The following is a 17040-nucleotide window of genomic DNA, read 5'->3' as shown; positions in this document are numbered from 1 at the left end:
CGCCGCGGCCCCCCGCTGATCGGGGTGGGGGTGTGGATGCACCCGGACCCCGTGCCCCCCCCCCCCAACTCAGGACTCGACGGCGTGGGGGACAGCGCGTAATAGTCGGCAACAGGGGGACGGCGAACGGGGTGGGCGCCTATCGTCTATCCATGACCGATCTCGAACTCCACCCCGGTACGGCGACGAGCGCGCCCGCCGGTGAGGTGCACGACTCGGTCGCCTCGCTCGTCGGCAACACGCCCATCGTCGAACTGCACGCGCTCACCCGCGGGATCGGTTCGCGGGTCCTCGTCAAGCTCGAAGGCCGCAACCCCGGCGGATCCTCCAAGGACCGCATCGCGCTGAACATGATCCGCTCGGCCGAGGCCTCCGGCGTACTGGTACCCGGCGGCACGATCGTCGAAGCCACCTCCGGCAACACCGGGATCGGGCTCGCCCTCATCGGACGGCTCACCGGGCATCCGGTCGTCATCGTGCACAGCTCCGACATCTCCGACGAGAAGCGCAAAGTGCTCACCGCCTACGGGGCGCGGCTCGTCGAGGCAGACTGGGAGGCCGCCCCGAGCGACCCGGCCAACCCGCGGGCCATCGCCGACCGGATCGCCGCCGAGACGCCTGGGTCGTGGCGCTCCTCGCAGTTCGCGAACACAGCCAACCCGGATGCGCACTACCAGGGCACGGGCCCCGAGATCTGGCGGCAGACGGCCGCGAGCGTCACCCACTTCGTGGCCGCGATCGGCACCGGAGGAACGGTGAGCGGAACCGGCCGTTTCCTCAAGGACGTGAGCGCCGGCGAGGTGCGTGTGATCGGCGCCAACCCGGTCGGCTCCACGTACGGCGGCGGTCCAGCCGGGAGCATCCTGGTCGACGGTGTCGGGTCGGCCTGGCCTCGCGAATTCTGGCCGGAGACCTTCGACCACGCCGTGGTCGACGCGGTGCGCACGGTCGACGACCGCGAGGTCTACCGGACCATCCGGCAGCTCGCGTCCGAGGAGGCCCTGCTGCTCGGCCCGTCGTCGGGCCTGGCGATCGCCGTGGCGCTCCGGGTCGCCCGGGATGCCGAACCCGGTTCGGTGGTCGTGGCGATCGCGCCCGACGGAGGTGTCAACTACCTCACCAAGGCCTATGATCCGGAATGGCTGGCGGCCGCCGGTCTCGCCGGCGACGAGTAGGTCGAAAGACGACGAGGGAGCACATGAGTCTTCTCCACTTCGGATGGTTCCTCGGCGCCGGTTTCGGCGTGCAGGGCTGGGGCGACCCCACTTACGGCATCGGCTACGACTGGAAGCAGCCGCGGGTCTACCAGGACGCTGCGCGCCAGTTCGAGGCCAGCGGGTTCGACCTCTTCATCATCGAAGACGGCGTCGCCGTGCCGGACACCTACGGCGGCTCGGCCGAAGTGAACCTCGCCGCCGCCCGCTTCGTTCCGAAGCACGACCCGCTGCCGCTCGTCCCCTATCTGCTGAGCGCCACCAGCCACCTCGGCATCGTCCCGACGCTCAGCGCGAGCTTCTACGAGCCGTTCACGGCCGCTCGCCTGCTCTCCACTCTGCAGCATTTCGCGCAGGGCCGGCTCGGCTTCAACGTCGTCACCAGCGGTTCCGACCTCGCCGCCCAGAACTACGGCCTCGACAAGCAGGTGGAGCACGACCTCCGCTACGACCGCGCCGACGAGTGGGTCGAGGTCGTTCGCACGCTCTGGCGCAGCTGGGACCAGGACGCAATCGTCGAGGACGTCGGGCGCGGCGTCTACGCCGACTTCACGAAAGTGCGCACCATCGACCACGACGGTCGCTTCTTCACCGTCCGGGGTCCTCTGAACACCGCGCCCGCCGCCGAGGAGCCTGTGATGGTGCAGGCCGGCGCATCCGGCCGCGGCCGCGACTTCGCCGGGAAGAACTCCGACGTCATCCTGGCCCTCGCCTCGACGCCCGAGCGGATGCGCGAATACCGCGACTCCATCCGTCAGGTGGCGCTTGCCCATGGCCGCGATCCGGATGCCGTGAAAGTGCTCTTCGTCGTGAATCCGATCGTCACCGCGAACGCCGAGGAGACGGCGACCGTCAAGGCCGCCCGTGCCGAGCTCACCCAGGCCGCGATCGACGAGCAGCTGCAGTCCATCTCGTACCTCAGCGGCGTCGACTTCAAGCGATTCGATCTCGACGCGCCGCTGCCCGAGGTCACCACGAACAGCAACCAGGGCACCCTCGACAACTTCGTGAAGTCGGCTCCGGCCGGTTCCACTCTCCGCGAGATCCTGCAGGCACGTGCCCGCAAAGACGGCCTGGCGATCGTCGGGACCGCCGACGAGATCGCCGACCATCTCGGGGGACTGGGGGAGGCGGTCGGAGGCGACGGGTTCCTCTTCACCGGCCAGGTGCATCCGGCGAACGTCCACCGCACCCTGGACTCGCTGGTTCCGGCGTTGCGCCGGCGCGGACTGATCCGCACCGGTTTCGGCGGCGGCGGTCTGCGCCAGAACCTGCTGGAATTCTGATGACGGCCGAGCGCGCGGCGGAGCGCGCGGCGGAGCGCCCGGTGATCGAGCTGGCCGGCACTGCGCCCAGCGTCGCCGACCTGGTCGCTCTCGCCAACGGCGCCGCGGTCACCTTGTCGCCCGAGACCCTCGCCACTCTCGCGGCGTCGCGAGCCGTCGTCGACGACGCCATCGCGACGGGTGCTCCTGTCTACGGACTGAACCGCCGACTCGGAGCGGGACGGGATGCCGCCATCGACCCGAGCGAGCTCGCCGACTTCCAGCGGCGCACCATCGCCAACCACCGCGGTGGGATCGGGGAGGCGTTGTCCGAGCGCGAGGTCCGCGCGGTCGTCGCGGCGCGGCTGATCGGGTTCACGCGCGGCGGGTCGGGGGTCAGACCCGAGCTGGCCCAGGCGTATGCGGCCCTGCTCGACGCGGGCGTGCATCCGGTCATCCCGAGCCGCGGTTCGGTGGGGGCGGCCGACCTCACGCATCTCGCGGAGGTCGCGGCCGTCGTGACCGGCGACGGGCGGGCGATCGGCGCATCCGGAGCCGTGGTGAGTGGTTCGGTCGCGTTGGCTGCGGCCGGGCTCGAGCCGATCGCTCTGGCCCCGCACGAGGGTCTGGCCGTGCTGAGCTCGAACGCGTACAGCATCGGCGTCGGCGCCCTGGCGGTCACCGACGCCCGGCACCTGGCCGAGGCGGCCGACCGTTCCGTGGCGCTGTCGCTCGAGGCGATCGGGGCAGCCGGTCCCGCCGGTAATCTGAGCGCCTACAGTGCAGTGGTGGCGGATGCCCGGGGCGGAACCGGTCAGCAGGCGTCGAGTGCGGCGATCCGGGCGGCCCTCGACGGGAGCGCCCTCGAACGGCCCGGACGCGAGGTGACCGTGCAGGACCCGCTGGCGTTCCGCACCGCCCCGCAGCTGCACGGAGCGCTCCGCGAGGCGATCGCACGGACGACGGCCGAACTGGAGACCGAGCTCGCCGCCCGCACGGACAACCCGCTGGTCGACATCGCGACGGGCCGGATGGTCTCCGGCGGGAACTTCCAAGCCCTGCCCCTCGCCCTGGCCTTCGAGAGCCTCCGGCTGGTGCTCGCCCACGTGGCCTCCGCCGCCGAACGCCGTGCTGCAGCCCACTCGGTGGCGCTCGCTCCTGCGCGAGCCGCCGGCTACACCCGCGTGCCCGGCCTGCTGCTGTACTCCGCCGCTGCCGCCGTCGCCGAACTCCGCCAGCTCGCCGGGCCGGTCACACTCGGCATCACGACGTTGTCGGGCGTCGAAGACCACGCCTCGCTGGCTCCGGTGGCCCTGCAACTGCTGCAGCGCTCGCTCGACCTCACGGGCGAGGTCGTGGCGATCGAGGCGTTGCATGCGACCGACTTGCTGCGGACATCCGGTGCTGTGCCCACAGGCGTCGGCACGGCGCCGCTCTTCGCGGAGCTCGACGCGCTCACTGCCAGCGGCATCCCCGCCAACGAGCTCGTGCCGGCGGCCCGCGTCGCTCTCGCCTCGCGAGCCTGACCGGCCGTGCCGGGCCGGCCGTCAGAGCGCTTTGTCGAACGAGAGGTAGGAGACGGCCTCCCAGTCGCCGTCCAGTTCGAAGCGCGGCGTGTAGCCCAGCGACAGGTAGAGGGCGACCGCTTCGGGCTGGCGGGCGCCGGTCGTCAGCACCACGGTCGTCACACCGCGACGGCGTGCCTCCGCCTCCAGCTCGGCCATCACGCGGCGGGCGAGGCCGCGACGGCGGAATCGCGAATGGGTCCACACCCGCTTGACCTCGACCGTGTCGTCGTCTTCGCGCATGAACGCGCCCCCGGCGACCGGTTCGCCGTCGGCCAGCAGCAGGATGAACGTGCCGCCCTGCGCCGCACTGAACACCTCGGCCGGATACCGGGACAGCTCGGCCGACGACGGGATGCCGTCGTTCAGTCCGTACCGCTCGTCGTACTCGCGGGAGAGCTCCTCGACGAGCGGAGCGGCCAGGGGATCGTCGGGACTCGTCACCACGACGATGGTGGAATCGGCGAAGCTGGAGGAGTCGTCTGTCACCATCCGACGATAACGCGGGCACGGCACCGGATGCGCGTCCCGTTTCACACTTCGACACGCACGACGGATCTCGCGCAAAAAACTGCGAAATCTGCCGGAAATCTCCGTGAAAAGGGGCGTTGCACGCGTGATTTAGTGTGACAGGAGGGTGTGGTGGCTGAGGTATGCTCCACTCACCCGTACCTGCATCCCCTGCACCGGAAGAAGGACAGAAAACCATCATGCGCATCCGATATGTGGCCCCTGCGGCCGCCTTTGTCGCCATTGCAGCGCTTGCGCTCACCGGCTGTGTCGACAACTCCACGCCGTCCGGCAGCAGCTCATCGTCGAGCTCGGCCAGCGTGAAGAAGGACGACAGCCTGGCGTCGCAACTGCCGGAGAAGATCAAGTCGGCGGGCACCCTGACCGTCGGCATGGACAACACGTACCCGCCGAACGAGTTCAAGGACGACAACGGCAACCCGGCCGGCTGGGAAGTCGACCTGACCAACGCCATCGCCGCCAAGCTCGGCCTCAAGGCCAACTACGCGATCGCGAAGTTCGACAACATCATCCCGAGCGTCGCCGGCGGTAAAGACGACATCGGCATGTCGTCGTTCACCGACACCGTCGAGCGCGAGAAGCAGGTCGACTTCGTCAACTACTACACCGCCGGCATCCAGTGGGCGTCTCAGAAGGGCAAGACCGTCGACCCGGCCAACGCCTGCGGCCTCAAGGTGGCTGTCCAGTCCACCACGTACGAGGACACCGACGAGGTCCCCGCCAAGTCGAAGGCGTGCACCGACGCCGGCAAGCCGGCCATCCAGGCGCTGCGCTTCGACACCCAGGACGCCGCCACCAACGCGGTCGTCCTCGGCCAGGCCGACGCGCTCAGCGCCGACTCCCCGGTGACGCTCGCCGCCATCGCCAAGTCGCAGGGCAAGCTCCAGTCGGCAGGCAAGGCCTTCGAGGTCGCGCCGTACGGCATCCCGCTCGCCAAGGGCTCGGACCTCACCCCGGTCATCCAGAAGACCATCCAGGCGCTGATCGACGACGGCACCTACGGCAAGATCCTCGACAAGTGGGGCGTCGCCGACGGCGCCGTGACCACCGCCGACGTCAACGCCGCCTCGAAGGGCTGATTCCGATGACCCTGGGCGACCAGGACCGGCCGGCGACGGGGACCACCCCGCCGCCGGCCGGCACCACGCAATCGGAGCCGATCAAAGCGATCAAGCTCCGGCACCCGTGGCGGATCTTCTTCGCCGCGGTGCTCATCCTGCTGCTGATCTGGTTCGTCGTGGACGCGTCGCAGCGCGAGGCCTACGGCTGGGCGTCGGTGGGAAAGTACATCTTCGACCGGCGCATCAGCGCTGCCGCGCTCGTCACTCTGCAGCTCACCATCTACTCGATGATCATCGGTGTCGTGCTCGGCCTCTGCCTGGCCGTCATGCGCCTCTCGCCGAACCCGGTCGTCAAGTCGATCGCCTGGCTGTACCTCTGGATCTTCCGCGGCACCCCTGTGTATGTGCAGCTGGTCTTCTGGGGGCTCTTCTCGCTGATCTACCCCCACATCTTCCTCGGTGTGCCGTGGACCGACATCGGCGTCACCTTCGACCTCGCGTTCATGCAGAACGCGTTCGTCATCGCGATCGTCGGCCTGGCGCTCAACGAGGCGGCATATATGGCTGAGATCGTGCGCGCCGGCCTCCTGTCGGTCGACGCCGGCCAGGAGGAGGCGGCGACCGCGCTCGGCATGTCGTGGGGCCAGACGATGGTCCGCATCGTGATCCCGCAGGCTATGCGCGTGATCATCCCGCCGACCGGCAACGAGGTGATCTCGATGCTGAAGACGACCTCGCTGGTAGCGGCCATCCCGCTGACCACCGACCTGTACGGTGTCGCGCGGGACATCTCGGCAGTGACGTTCACCCCCATCCCGCTGCTGATCGTGGCCTCGATCTGGTACCTGTTCTTCACCTCGATCCTGATGGTGGGCCAGTACTTCCTCGAGAGGCGGTTCTCGCGCGGTGTCTCGGCTCGCCGGCCGGACCGCGGCGACGGCGCACTGACGGGAGCGGTGCCGGTGGTCGAAGGACCGGCGGGCAATGAAGTGGGAGGCAAAGGATGACCGACGCGACGAACGCGACACCGATGGTGCTCGCCGAGGGCGTCTCGAAGAGCTTCGGCTCCAACGAGGTTCTGAAGAGCATCTCGCTGTCGGTGAAGCCGGGCGACGTGCTGTGCATCGTCGGGCCGAGCGGCTCGGGCAAGTCGACCTTCCTGCGCTGCATCAACCACCTCGAGCGCGTGGACGCGGGCCGGCTCTCGGTCGACGGCCAGCTCGTCGGCTACCGCCAGCACGGCGACAAGCTGTACGAGCTCAAGCCCAAGGAGGCGTCCAAGCAGCGCCGCGAGATCGGAATGGTCTTCCAGCGCTTCAACCTGTTCCCGCACATGACCGCGCTCGAGAACGTCATGGAGGCGCCGATGCGCGTCAAGGGCGTTCCGAAGTCGCAGGCCGCCGTGCGGGCGCAGGAGCTGCTCACCCGGGTCGGACTCGGCACGAAGGGCGACCACTACCCGGCCCACCTCTCAGGCGGTCAGCAGCAGCGGGTCGCGATCGCGCGTGCCCTGGCGATGGACCCGAAGCTGATGCTGTTCGATGAGCCCACCTCGGCTCTCGACCCCGAGCTCGTCGGCGAGGTGCTCGACGTGATGAAGGGGCTGGCGGCATCCGGTATGACCATGATCGTGGTCACGCACGAGATGGGCTTCGCCCGTGAGGTCGCGGACGAACTGGTCTTCATGGACGGCGGCGTCGTCGTCGAGTCGGGCGACCCGCGCGAGGTGCTGGCGAACCCGCAGCACCAGCGCACGCAGGCGTTCCTCTCGAAGGTGCTGTAGCCGGTAACTCCGGAATTTCCGGTCTGGATGCCCCCGCTTTCTCCATTGAGCCGGAGATCGCAGGGGCATCCGTTCGAGTGTTCCGGAGTTACGCGCAGCGCGTGTGTCCCGTCAGCCGCCGAGCACCTTCCGGATGCGCTGGATCGAGACCGTCTCCGCCGTTCCCAGGCCCTGCGCGAACAGGCTGACCCGGAACTCCTCGAGCATCCAGCGCGCGTGCACGATCGCCTCCGGCGAGCCCGGAGTGAGCGGGATGCGCCCGCCGGCGTCCGCGTAGAGCGCGAGCGCGGTCTCCACCTGCGTCTGCCAGGCGCGGTCGCGGCCCGGGTTCACCGGGAGCGCCGCGATGCGTTGCGTGATGCCGTTGAGGTAGCGCGGGATGTGCCGGAGCTGCTCGAGCCCGGTCGCCGACACGAAGCCCGGGTAGACGAGGCCGGCGAGCTGCGTCTTGGCGTCGTTCAGCGCGGACAGGAACACCAGCGACGTCGCACTCCCGATGGCCTTCTCGGCGGCGCGGGCCGCGGTCAAGATGCGCGTGACGAGCGCCACCGTCTCGAACATGGAATCCATCACGATGCCGGAAACGCGGTCGCGCACCGCCTCGAACTCCGCGCGCATGAAGACCTGCCCGTCGGGCTTCATCCGGTAGAGCACACTGTCGATCACGGCCAGCAGCGTGTCGTCGAAGAGCGCCTTCGTGGTCGGGTACGGGCTCGCCGCCAGCGTGAGCTTCTCGGTGGAGGTGAGGTGCTGCTGCACGTACGCGACCGGCGACGGGATCGACGCCAGCAGCAGGCGACGCACCCCGCCGGGCATCGCTGCCGCCTGGTCGGCGGGCGTGCTCATCAACCGGATGCTCACGCTGGAGCCGTCGTCCACGAACGCCGGGTACGCCCGGATCACGTTGGTGGAGCCGCCCGGCCCTTTTTGCTCGGTGTCCAGGAAGCGGGGGAGCTCGTCCAGGTCCCAGGTCGTGAGCCCGGCCCGTTCGATGGCGTTGGGGGTGCGGGCCTCGGCGACCCGCGCCACCGAGTCGCGGGCACGGGACCGCAGCCGCTCCTGCAGTTCGGCGAGGTCTTTGCCGCTGGCGACCGGCCGCCCGCGTTCGCCGATGACCTGGAAGGTGGGCCGCAGGTGGGCCGGGATGCGCTCGCGGTCGAAGTCGGCTGCGGTCACGCGGGACCCGGTGAGGCGGTTGATCGCGGCGGCCAGCGTCTCGGCCAGGGTCGCGGCGGGCCGCTCGCCGTCGTGGGCGCGCATCCCCGCGGTGCCCTGGAGCTCGCCGAGGAGCCGCGCGGCCCAGTCGGCGGCCGGCACGACCAGGCGTCGGATCGCCTTGGGCAGCGATTTGATCATCGCGGTCACCAGTTCGTGACGGAGGCCGGGCACCTGCCAGTCGAAGCCGTCTGGGAGCAGGCCGGCGAGCAGGGGGAGCGGCACCTGCACGGTGACACCGTCGTCCTCTTCTCCCGGCTCGAACCGGTAGCGGAGGGTGAGCCGCTGATCGCCTTGCCGCCAGACCGGCGGGAACGCCTCGTCGTCGACCGGGGCCGACTCCGCGTCGAGCAGCGCCTCCTGCGTCATGGTCAGCAGGTCGGGCGTCTCGACCTTCGCTTTGCGCCACCAGCCTTCGAAGCTGCGGGTCGAGACGACATCGGCCGGCAGGCGACGGTCGTAGAATTCGAACACGGACTCGTCGTCGTTGAGAATATCGCGGCGGCGGGTGCGTTCCTCGAGTTCGCGCAGTTCGGCGCGCAGCTTCTTGTTGGCCCGGTCGAACGCCTGCTGCGAGTCCCATTCGCCGTCGACCAGCGCATGCCGGATGAACAGTTCGCGCGACAGCTCCTGGTCGATCCGCGAGTACTGCACCCTCCGGCGCGGGATGATCGGCACTCCGTAGAGCGTGACGCGCTCGTAGGCGACCACGGCCCCCTGACTCTTCTCCCAGTGGGGCTCGCTGTAACTGCGTTTGCACAGGTCGCCGGCGATCGGCTCCGCCCAGGCGGGATCGATCGAGGCGTTCATCCGGGCGAACAGGCGGCTGGTCTCGACGAGCTCGGCGCTCATCACCGCATTCGGCTGCTTCTTGGCGAGCGTCGAGCCGGGGAAGATCACGAACCGGGCCTGCCGGGCGCCGAGGTACTCCGACAGCCGGGAGCCCCGAGCGCCGCCCTTGTTGCCGGAGGCCGTCGCGTCTTTGAGACCGATGTGCGAGAGCAGGCCGGCCAGCAGCGACTTGTGGATGCCGTCGGGATTGACCGCCGGCTCGCCGATCGTGAGGCCGAGCGGTTTGGCCAGCTGCCGCAGCTGCCGGTAGACGTCCTGCCATTCGCGCACCCGCAGGAAGTTGAGGTACTCGGCTTTCACGAGCCGCCGGAACGCGCTCGACGAGAGCTCCTTCTGCTTCTCTTCGAGATAGTTCCAGAGGTTGAGCAGGGTGAGGAAATCGCTCGTGGGGTCCGCGAACCGCGCGTGCAGCTCATCCGCGCTGCCGCGTCGCTCCACGGGCCGTTCGCGCGGGTCCTGGATGGTGAGCCCCGCGACGATCGCCATCACCTCGCGTGACGTGCTGTGCCGTTTCGACTCGACCACCATGCGGGCGAAGCGCGGGTCGATCGGGAGCTGGGCGAGCTGCCGGCCGATCTTCGTCAGCGCGTTTCCGCCGTCGGCGCCGCGCGTGATCGCGTTGAGCTCGCCGAGCAGGTCGAGGCCGTCTTTGATACCGCGCGAGTCCGGCGGCGTCAGGAACGGGAACGCGGCGATGTCGCCCAGCCCGAGCGAGATCATCTGCAGGATGACCGCCGCGAGGTTGGTGCGAAGGATCTCCGGCTCGGTGTACTCCGGCCGTTTGGCGAAGTCCTCCTCCGAGTAGAGCCGGATCGCGATGCCGTCGCTGGTGCGCCCGGATCGGCCGGAGCGCTGGTTCGCGCTCGCCTGCGAGATCGCCTCGATCGGCAGCCGCTGCACCTTGGCCCGCACGCTGTAGCGGGAGATGCGGGCGGTCCCGGCGTCGATCACGTATTTGATTCCCGGCACGGTGAGGCTGGTCTCCGCCACGTTCGTGGCGAGGATGACACGGCGACGGATGCCCGGCAGCGTCGACGGCTGGAAGACCCGGTGCTGCTCGGCGCTCGACAACCGGCCGTAGAGCGGGAGCACCTCGGTTCCGGAGAGGTTGCGCCCGCGGATCGCGTCCGCGGCATCACGGATCTCGTTCTCACCGGAGAGGAACACGAGCACATCGCCCGGCGCCTCTCTGGCGAGCTCGTCGAGCGCGTCGTTGATGCCCTGGAGATAGTCGCGGTCGGCGGCGGGCACCGGGTCGACGTCCTCGTCGTCGGCTTCGAGTGCTTCGGCCACGAGCGGGCGGTAGCGGACCTCGACCGGGTAGGTGCGCCCGGAGACCTCGACGATCGGTGCCGGGGTTCCGTCGGCCGTCGAGAAGTGCTCGGCGAAGCTCTGGGGGTCGATGGTCGCCGAGGTGATGATGAGCTTGAGGTCGGGACGCCTCGGCAGCAGCTGCTTGAGGTAGCCGAGCAGGAAGTCGATGTTGAGGCTGCGCTCGTGCGCCTCGTCGATGATGATCGTGTCGTATTTGCGGAGCATCGGGTCGCGATGCATCTCGTTCAGCAGGATGCCGTCGGTCATCAGCTTGATGCGCGTCGCGGCCCCGACGCGGTCGGTGAAGCGCACCTGGTAGCCGACGAGCCCGCCGACCTCCTCGCCGAGCTCCTCCGCGATGCGCTCGGCGATCGTGCGTGCGGCCAGCCGGCGGGGCTGCGTGTGACCGATGTTCTCGCGCCCGATCTCCAGGGCGATCTTGGGCAGCTGCGTGGTCTTGCCCGAACCGGTCTCGCCCGCGACGATCACCACCTGGTTGTCCCGGATGGCACGCCCGATCTCCTCCCGCTTCTGGCTGACCGGCAGCTCGGGCGGGAAGTGGAGGCGGGCGGGGGAGACCGTGGAAGACATGAGCCCTCCATTCTATCGGGGGCACCTATCGGGGCACGCGCACGGGGGCTTTCCCTCGAACCGGCGGTGCCGTAGGTTGCAGACAACCCGAACGGGTTCTTGTGTCGACGGAGACAGGGAGCACCCTTATGAGCCACGGTTTCGCCACGATGTCGGTCGCGAGCATCCTCGCCGAGACCGCCCACCGGATGCCCGACAATGTCGCGCTCGTCTTCGGTGAGCAGCAGATCTCCTACCGGGACCTCTGGGACCAGACCCGGCAGTACGCGGGCGCGCTGCGTGCTCGCGGGATCGGGGAGGGCGACGCCGTCGCCCTGCTGCTGCCCAACGTGCCCGACTTCCCACGGGCGTACTACGCGGTGCTCGCGCTCGGGGCGATCGTCGTCCCCGTGCATGCGCTGCTCAAGGCGGACGAGATCGAGTACGTGCTGCGCGACAGCGGTGCGAAGCTGCTGATCTGCGCCGCACCGCTGCTGGGCGAGGGCGCGAAGGGCGCCGCGGCGGCCGGCATCGAGACGCTGTCGGTGCTGGTCCCCGACGAGCAGAAGGCGGCGCTGCCGTTCGCGCGACTCGAAGACCTGGCGGCGGGCGCGCATCCGGTCGACACCTACGTGCCGCGCGACCCGCTGGACACCGCCACGATCCTCTACACGAGCGGCACGACCGGCAAGCCGAAGGGCGCACAGGGCTGCCACTTCTCGCTCGTCGAACAGGTCAACGTCCTGCTCGCCGGGACCCTCGACGTGGAGCCGAGCGACCGCATCCTCGGCTGCCTGCCCCTGTTCCACACATTCGGCCAGACCTGTGTGATGAACCTGGGCTTCCGGGCCGGCGCCGCCGTGGTGCTCGTGCCGAAGTTCGACGGCGCGACCGCGCTCGCGCTGCTCAACTCCAACGCCTGCACCATCATGACGGGCGTGCCGACCATGTACATCGCGCTGCTCGAGGCGGCCAAGTCCAACCCGGAACGGCCGCCGCTGCGATACGGGATGTCCGGCGGCGCCGCCATCCCCGTCGCCGTGATCGAGCGCATGAAGGACGTGTACGGCATCGACGTTCACGAGGGATACGGGCTCACCGAGACCTCGCCGGTCGCCTCGTTCAACCATCGCGGCTCGCCCACCCGCGTCGGGACGGTCGGCACGCCGATCTGGGGTGTGGACATCGAGATCGCCGACGCCGAGATCGACGACCGGGTGGAACTGCTGCCCCGCGGGGAGCTCGGCGAGATCGTGATCCGGGGCCACAACCTCATGAAGGGCTACCTGAACCTCCCGGAGGCGAACGCCGAGGCGGTGGTCGACGGCTGGTTCCGCACCGGCGACCTCGGCACCAAGAGCGACGACGACTACATCACGATCGTCGACCGCAAGAAGGACATGATCGTGCGCAACGGTTACAACGTGTACCCGCGGGAGGTCGAGGAGGTGCTGTCGACGCATCCGTCGGTCGCGATGTGTGCCGTGTTCGGCGTGAGCCACGACACGCACGGCCAGGAGATCATGGCCGTGGTGACGCTGATGCCGGATGCCCGTGCCGACGCAGACGATCTGGTCGCGTTCGTCCGCGAGCACGTGGCCGCGTACAAGTTCCCGCGGCGGGTGGAGATCCTGGAGGTGCTGCCCCTCGGGCCGAGCGGCAAGGTGCTCAAGCGGGAGCTGGTCGCGCGGTTCGAGGCGGCGGCGGTCGACGGCGCCTGAGAGCGTCGGGCGGGCCGGGGGCGCCGTCCCGCGCGCGTCAGGGCGCCTGGTCGAGCATCCGGAGCTTGTACGACGAGTGCAGGTAGAAGATCGCAATCGCGCCGTAGACGACGCAGGAGACGGCCGGGACGAACGAGTTGTCGGCCTTGGACGCCAGCGCGCCCAGCAGCGAGATGCCGGAGGCGACCGCGAGGCCGGCGCCGATCCAGAAACCGGCTGCCGGCCGCGCGGTGGCACGCCACCAGGCCCGCGGGTCTTCGCGGTTCTCGGTGGCTCCGCGGAAGAGACGCACCCCCACGAACACGTACGCGATGTTGAGGATCGCGACGATCAACACATCGATGGTCGGGTTGACCAGGCGCATGAACACGAAGAGGTTCAGGACCAGCAGCAGCGCATACACGCCGACAATGTAGGTGACCTTCCCGGGGATCGTAACGATGCGCACACCGCGAGCCTAACGGGCTAGTTGACCTCGTTGGGGTGGGCGCTGACGCGTCCCTCGCGCTCCATCGACGTGATGGCGGCCACCTCGGCGGCCGTCAGCTCGAAGTCGAAGACGTCGAAGTTCTCGGCCATGCGCTCGCGGCGGTTCGACTTGGGGAACACGATGTTGCCGGTCTGCAGGTGCCAGCGGATGACGACCTGGGCCGGCGTCTTGCCGTGCGCCTCGGCGGGGGCGGCGACCTCGGGGGCGTCGAAGAGCGGGTACTTGCCCTGGCCGAGCGGGCCCCACGCCTCGATGTGGATGCCGTGCTCACGAGAGAACCCGGTCACCTCGGGCTGCTGGTGCGCGGGGTGGAGTTCGATCTGGTTGACGGCGGGGACGACGTCGGTGTTCGCCAGGAGCTTCTCGAGGTGCGGCACCAGGAAGTTGGAGACGCCGATGGCCTTGGCGCGGCCGGTCGCCGCGATCTTCTCGAGCGACTTCCAGGCCTCGACGAAGGTGTCCTTCTCTGGGGTCGGCCAGTGGATGAGGTACAGGTCGACATAGTCGAGGCCCAGCTTGGCGAGCGACTCGTCGAACGCGGCCTGCGCATCCGTCTGCCGGTCGTTCCAGAGCTTGGTGGTGACGTAGAGCTCGTCGCGCGCGATGCCGGACGACGCGAGCGCCTCTCCGACGCCCGCCTCGTTGCCGTAGATCGCGGCGGTGTCGATGTGGCGGTAGCCGACCTCGAGGGCGTCGGTGACGATGCGGGTCGTCTCGCCCGGATCGACCCGGAAGACGCCGAAACCGAGCTGCGGGATGCGGGTTCCGTTGTTGAGTTCGAGAGTGGGGATATTTGCAGTTGCAACCATTCCTCTACGGTAATCCGTCGATGGTCTTCGCTTCCAATTGTGAGCGCTGATGGATTCATCGAAGGCAGCGATCAATGGGGGCGCCGGATGCTCGCGCGTGATCCGGTAACGTCGAGCGCATGGCATCGCGTGATGAGATCGAACAGCTCGCGGAGACCCTCCTCGAGGAGCACGGCGACCGCATCGACGCGCTGCGCGACCACATGCTCCGGCTGATCGATGCGACCACCGCCGACGAGCATCCGCAGACCACCGAGCCGATCGCGGTGCTGTCTCCCGTTCGCGACGGCGTGCTGTGCGTCTTCTCCTGCGTCTGCGTCGCCGCCTCCGACGGCCAGCCGATCACGATGATCGCCACCCGGCTGAGCGCGGTCGACAGGGACGAGGCGGATGTGGCGCCCACCGACGTCGAGGCCCTCGCATTCTCACGCGCCCTGCTCGGCGACGTGTGGTTCTCCCAGTCGTTCCGCGAGCGGTCCGAGATCGCCGACCCGGCTCGAGCGTCCCGCGGGGTGCGACTCTACCTCTCCGGGGACTTCCAGCCCGGCATCCCCGAGGTGCTGGGAGACGCGCTGGTGCCCACCGTCGAGACCCTCGTCTGACGCCTGCACACGCCGTGCGCCGGCGCAAGCGCTTCGTGCGGGGGTGACGGAATGTTGCGTTGGTTGCGTCGTGTGACGGGCAGGCTGGCGCCCGGCGGGGCACGGGCTTAGCGTCGTGCCATGTCCCAGCTCGCGAACTCTCGGCCGTTGCGTGTCGTCGCCGTCTCCGGCAGCCTCCACACGCCGTCGAAAACGACGGCACTCGTCAAGGAGATCCTCGCCTCGTACGGGCGCGAGCTCTCCATCGACGCCCACCTGATCGCCGTCAACGAGATCGGCCCGGACTTCGCCGGCGCCCTCCGCCGCGACCAGCTGCCCCGCTCCGTCGAGGACGAGCTGCAGCGCATCGAGAACGCCGACCTGCTCATCGTGGCGAGCCCCGTCTACCGCGCGTCGTTCACCGGCCTGTTCAAGCACCTCTTCGACTTCGTCGGGCAGTACGCGCTGGTCGACAAGCCCGTGCTTCTCGCCGCGACCGGCGGCTCCGACCGGCACGCCCTGATCATCGAGCACCAGTTCCGCCCGTTGTTCGGGTTCTTCCAGGCGCTCACGCTGCCGATCGGCGTGTACGCGAACGACTCCGACTTCACCAGCGGGGCCGTCACCAGCCTCGACCTGCAGGAGCGCATCGACCTCGCTGTGGCGCGGTCGCTGCCGCTCATCCGCAGCAACGTGGCCGAAGCCGACTCGATCGCGAAGTACCTGGGCCGATGAGCACCGCGAACGAGACCGCGGCCTGTCCGCTGCTCCCGGTGGTCGGCGGCGACCTGCAGGTGCCGCTGGTCGACGGGAGCTCGACGCGCTACGTGAACCTCGACTACGCCGCCAGCGCCCCCGCGCTGACGTCGGTGGCGGCGCACGTGACCGAGGTGCTCCCGCTCTACGCCAGCGTGCACCGCGGCGCCGGCTACGCCTCGCAGGTGTCCACCGCCGCCTACGAGCACGCCCGCCAGGTGGTGGGCGACTTCGTCGGCGCCCGGCAGGACGACCTGGTGATCTTCACCCGCAACACCACGGACTCGCTCAACCTGCTCGCCTCCGTCGTGCCCGGTGAGACCGTGGTGCTCGACATCGAGCACCACGCGAACCTGCTGCCCTGGGTGAGCGACTCGGCGCGCATCGTGAAAGCGGGGGACACCGTCGAGGATACGCTGAGGCGAGTGGATGCGGAGCTCGGCTCCCATCGTGCCGCACTCCTCGCGGTCACCGGCGCCAGCAACGTCACCGGGGAGACGCTCCCGCTGCGCCGGCTCGCGACGATCGCGCACCGGCACGGCACCCGTCTCGCCGTCGACGCCGCCCAGCTGGTGCCGCACCGCCGGGTCGGGGTCGCCTTCGACGGCGTCGACTACCTGGCGTTCTCCGGTCACAAGACGTACGCCCCGTTCGGCGCCGGCGTGCTCGTCGGACGCCGCGACTGGCTCGACCGCGGCGAGCCGTACCTGCGCGGCGGCGGCGCCGTCAGCACAGTCACGCTCGAGTCCGCGTCGTGGCGCACGGGACCTGCACGCCACGAGGGCGGCTCGCCCAACGTGGTCGGTGTCGTCGCCCTCGCCAAGGCGATCGGCGAACTGTCGGCGCTCGACCCCACGGCGTGGGCGGACCACGAGGCTGCGCTGCGCGACCGCCTCGTGACCGGGCTGGAGAGCGTGCCGGAGGTGCGCATCCACCGCCTGTTCGCCGACGCCGAGGACACCGTCGGCGTGGTCAGCTTCAGCGTCGACGGCCTCGACGGCCACGAGCTGGCGACCGTGCTCTCGGCGGAGTGGGGGATCGGCGTGCGCGACGGGCGGTTCTGCGCGCATCCGCTGCTCGAACGACTCGGCGTCGACGGTCCGGCGTTGCGCGCCAGCTTCGGCGTCGGCTCGACCATCGACGATGTGGATGCCCTGCTCACCGCCCTGCGCAGCGTGATCGCCGACGGCCCGCGCTGGACGTACACGGTCGTCGACGGCCAGTTCGTCGCCGAGAACGACCACCGCCCGCGCCCGGACTGGGCGCCCGAGCTGGACCCGTCGCTGACGTCGTACGGGTGCGCCGCCTGAGCC

At 69.5% G+C, this 17040-nt stretch carries 14 protein-coding genes; 10 read left to right on the top strand and 4 right to left on the bottom strand.

The window, feature by feature from the left end:
- The first annotated feature begins 152 nt into the window (after positions 1–152).
- The 3 genes from ACFVV5_RS14570 to ACFVV5_RS14560 are packed head-to-tail and all read left to right on the top strand — an operon-like array spanning position 153 to position 4005.
- Positions 153–1175 carry a PLP-dependent cysteine synthase family protein gene (locus ACFVV5_RS14570; RefSeq protein WP_387245408.1) on the top strand — a complete coding sequence of 341 codons (1023 nt, stop codon included), beginning with the start codon at positions 153–155 and terminating at the stop codon, positions 1173–1175.
- 23 nt (positions 1176–1198) lie between these two features.
- On the top strand, positions 1199–2500 hold the full coding sequence (locus ACFVV5_RS14565) for an NtaA/DmoA family FMN-dependent monooxygenase (RefSeq protein WP_387245405.1): 1302 nt from the start codon (positions 1199–1201) through the stop codon (positions 2498–2500).
- Entirely contained in the window at positions 2500–4005 is a 1506-nt protein-coding gene (locus tag ACFVV5_RS14560; RefSeq protein WP_387245402.1) for an aromatic amino acid ammonia-lyase, read from the top strand. Before ACFVV5_RS14565 ends, ACFVV5_RS14560 begins: the two co-directional genes overlap by 1 nt.
- Before the next feature lie 21 nt (positions 4006–4026).
- Here the strand turns inward: ACFVV5_RS14560 and ACFVV5_RS14555 are convergent, their stop codons facing one another.
- Positions 4027–4536: a GNAT family N-acetyltransferase gene (locus ACFVV5_RS14555; protein ID WP_387245399.1), complete on the bottom strand. Its 510-nt coding sequence runs from the start codon at positions 4534–4536 to the stop codon at positions 4027–4029.
- A 218-nt stretch (positions 4537–4754) separates the two neighbouring features.
- On the opposite strand from ACFVV5_RS14555, the gene ACFVV5_RS14550 reads away from it, so the two are divergent.
- The 3 genes from ACFVV5_RS14550 to ACFVV5_RS14540 are packed head-to-tail and all read left to right on the top strand — an operon-like array spanning position 4755 to position 7419.
- Positions 4755–5654, top strand: a complete 900-nt coding sequence (locus ACFVV5_RS14550) for an ABC transporter substrate-binding protein (protein WP_387245396.1) — start codon at positions 4755–4757, stop codon at positions 5652–5654.
- Positions 5655–5659: 5 nt separating this feature from the next.
- A complete protein-coding gene (locus ACFVV5_RS14545) occupies positions 5660–6643 on the top strand; it encodes an amino acid ABC transporter permease (RefSeq protein ID WP_387245393.1) in 984 nt (327 codons plus the stop codon).
- Positions 6640–7419 (top strand): amino acid ABC transporter ATP-binding protein, encoded by a 780-nt coding sequence (locus ACFVV5_RS14540; protein ID WP_387245389.1) that lies wholly within the window; start codon positions 6640–6642, stop codon positions 7417–7419. The genes ACFVV5_RS14545 and ACFVV5_RS14540 overlap by 4 nt, the downstream gene beginning before the upstream one ends.
- 111 nt (positions 7420–7530) lie before the next feature.
- On the opposite strand, the gene hrpA is transcribed toward ACFVV5_RS14540, so the two are convergent.
- Complete coding sequence (hrpA, locus tag ACFVV5_RS14535) at positions 7531–11391, bottom strand: ATP-dependent RNA helicase HrpA (protein WP_387245386.1); 3861 nt, start codon at positions 11389–11391, stop codon at positions 7531–7533.
- Positions 11392–11519: 128 nt separating this feature from the next.
- On the opposite strand from hrpA, the gene ACFVV5_RS14530 reads away from it, so the two are divergent.
- On the top strand, positions 11520–13091 hold the full coding sequence (locus ACFVV5_RS14530) for a long-chain fatty acid--CoA ligase (protein ID WP_387245383.1): 1572 nt from the start codon (positions 11520–11522) through the stop codon (positions 13089–13091).
- 37 nt (positions 13092–13128) lie between these two features.
- Here ACFVV5_RS14530 and ACFVV5_RS14525 read toward each other — a convergent pair whose 3' ends face one another.
- Both ACFVV5_RS14525 and ACFVV5_RS14520 read right to left on the bottom strand, forming a co-directional pair.
- On the bottom strand, positions 13129–13539 hold the full coding sequence (locus ACFVV5_RS14525; protein WP_387245380.1) for a hypothetical protein: 411 nt from the start codon (positions 13537–13539) through the stop codon (positions 13129–13131).
- A gap of 17 nt (positions 13540–13556) precedes the next feature.
- Positions 13557–14390 carry an aldo/keto reductase gene (locus ACFVV5_RS14520; protein ID WP_387245377.1) on the bottom strand — a complete coding sequence of 278 codons (834 nt, stop codon included), beginning with the start codon at positions 14388–14390 and terminating at the stop codon, positions 13557–13559.
- Positions 14391–14509: 119 nt separating this feature from the next.
- Between ACFVV5_RS14520 and ACFVV5_RS14515 the strand changes: the two genes are divergently transcribed.
- The 3 genes from ACFVV5_RS14515 to ACFVV5_RS14505 all read left to right on the top strand — a co-directional run bounded on the left by ACFVV5_RS14515 (position 14510) and on the right by ACFVV5_RS14505 (position 17037).
- Positions 14510–14992 carry a hypothetical protein gene (locus tag ACFVV5_RS14515; RefSeq protein ID WP_387245374.1) on the top strand — a complete coding sequence of 161 codons (483 nt, stop codon included), beginning with the start codon at positions 14510–14512 and terminating at the stop codon, positions 14990–14992.
- A 120-nt stretch (positions 14993–15112) separates the two neighbouring features.
- Positions 15113–15706, top strand: coding sequence for an FMN reductase (gene msuE, locus ACFVV5_RS14510; protein WP_387245372.1), 594 nt, complete (start codon positions 15113–15115; stop codon positions 15704–15706).
- Entirely contained in the window at positions 15703–17037 is a 1335-nt protein-coding gene (locus ACFVV5_RS14505) for an aminotransferase class V-fold PLP-dependent enzyme (RefSeq protein WP_387245369.1), read from the top strand. Before msuE ends, ACFVV5_RS14505 begins: the two co-directional genes overlap by 4 nt.
- The last annotated feature ends 3 nt before the right edge of the window (positions 17038–17040 follow it).

Source organism: Leifsonia sp. NPDC058248 (assembly GCF_042881905.1).
Taxonomy (GTDB): Bacteria; Actinomycetota; Actinomycetes; order Actinomycetales; family Microbacteriaceae; genus Leifsonia.
Note: the sequence above shows the minus strand (reverse complement) of the source record. Positions and strands in the feature narration are given on the sequence as shown.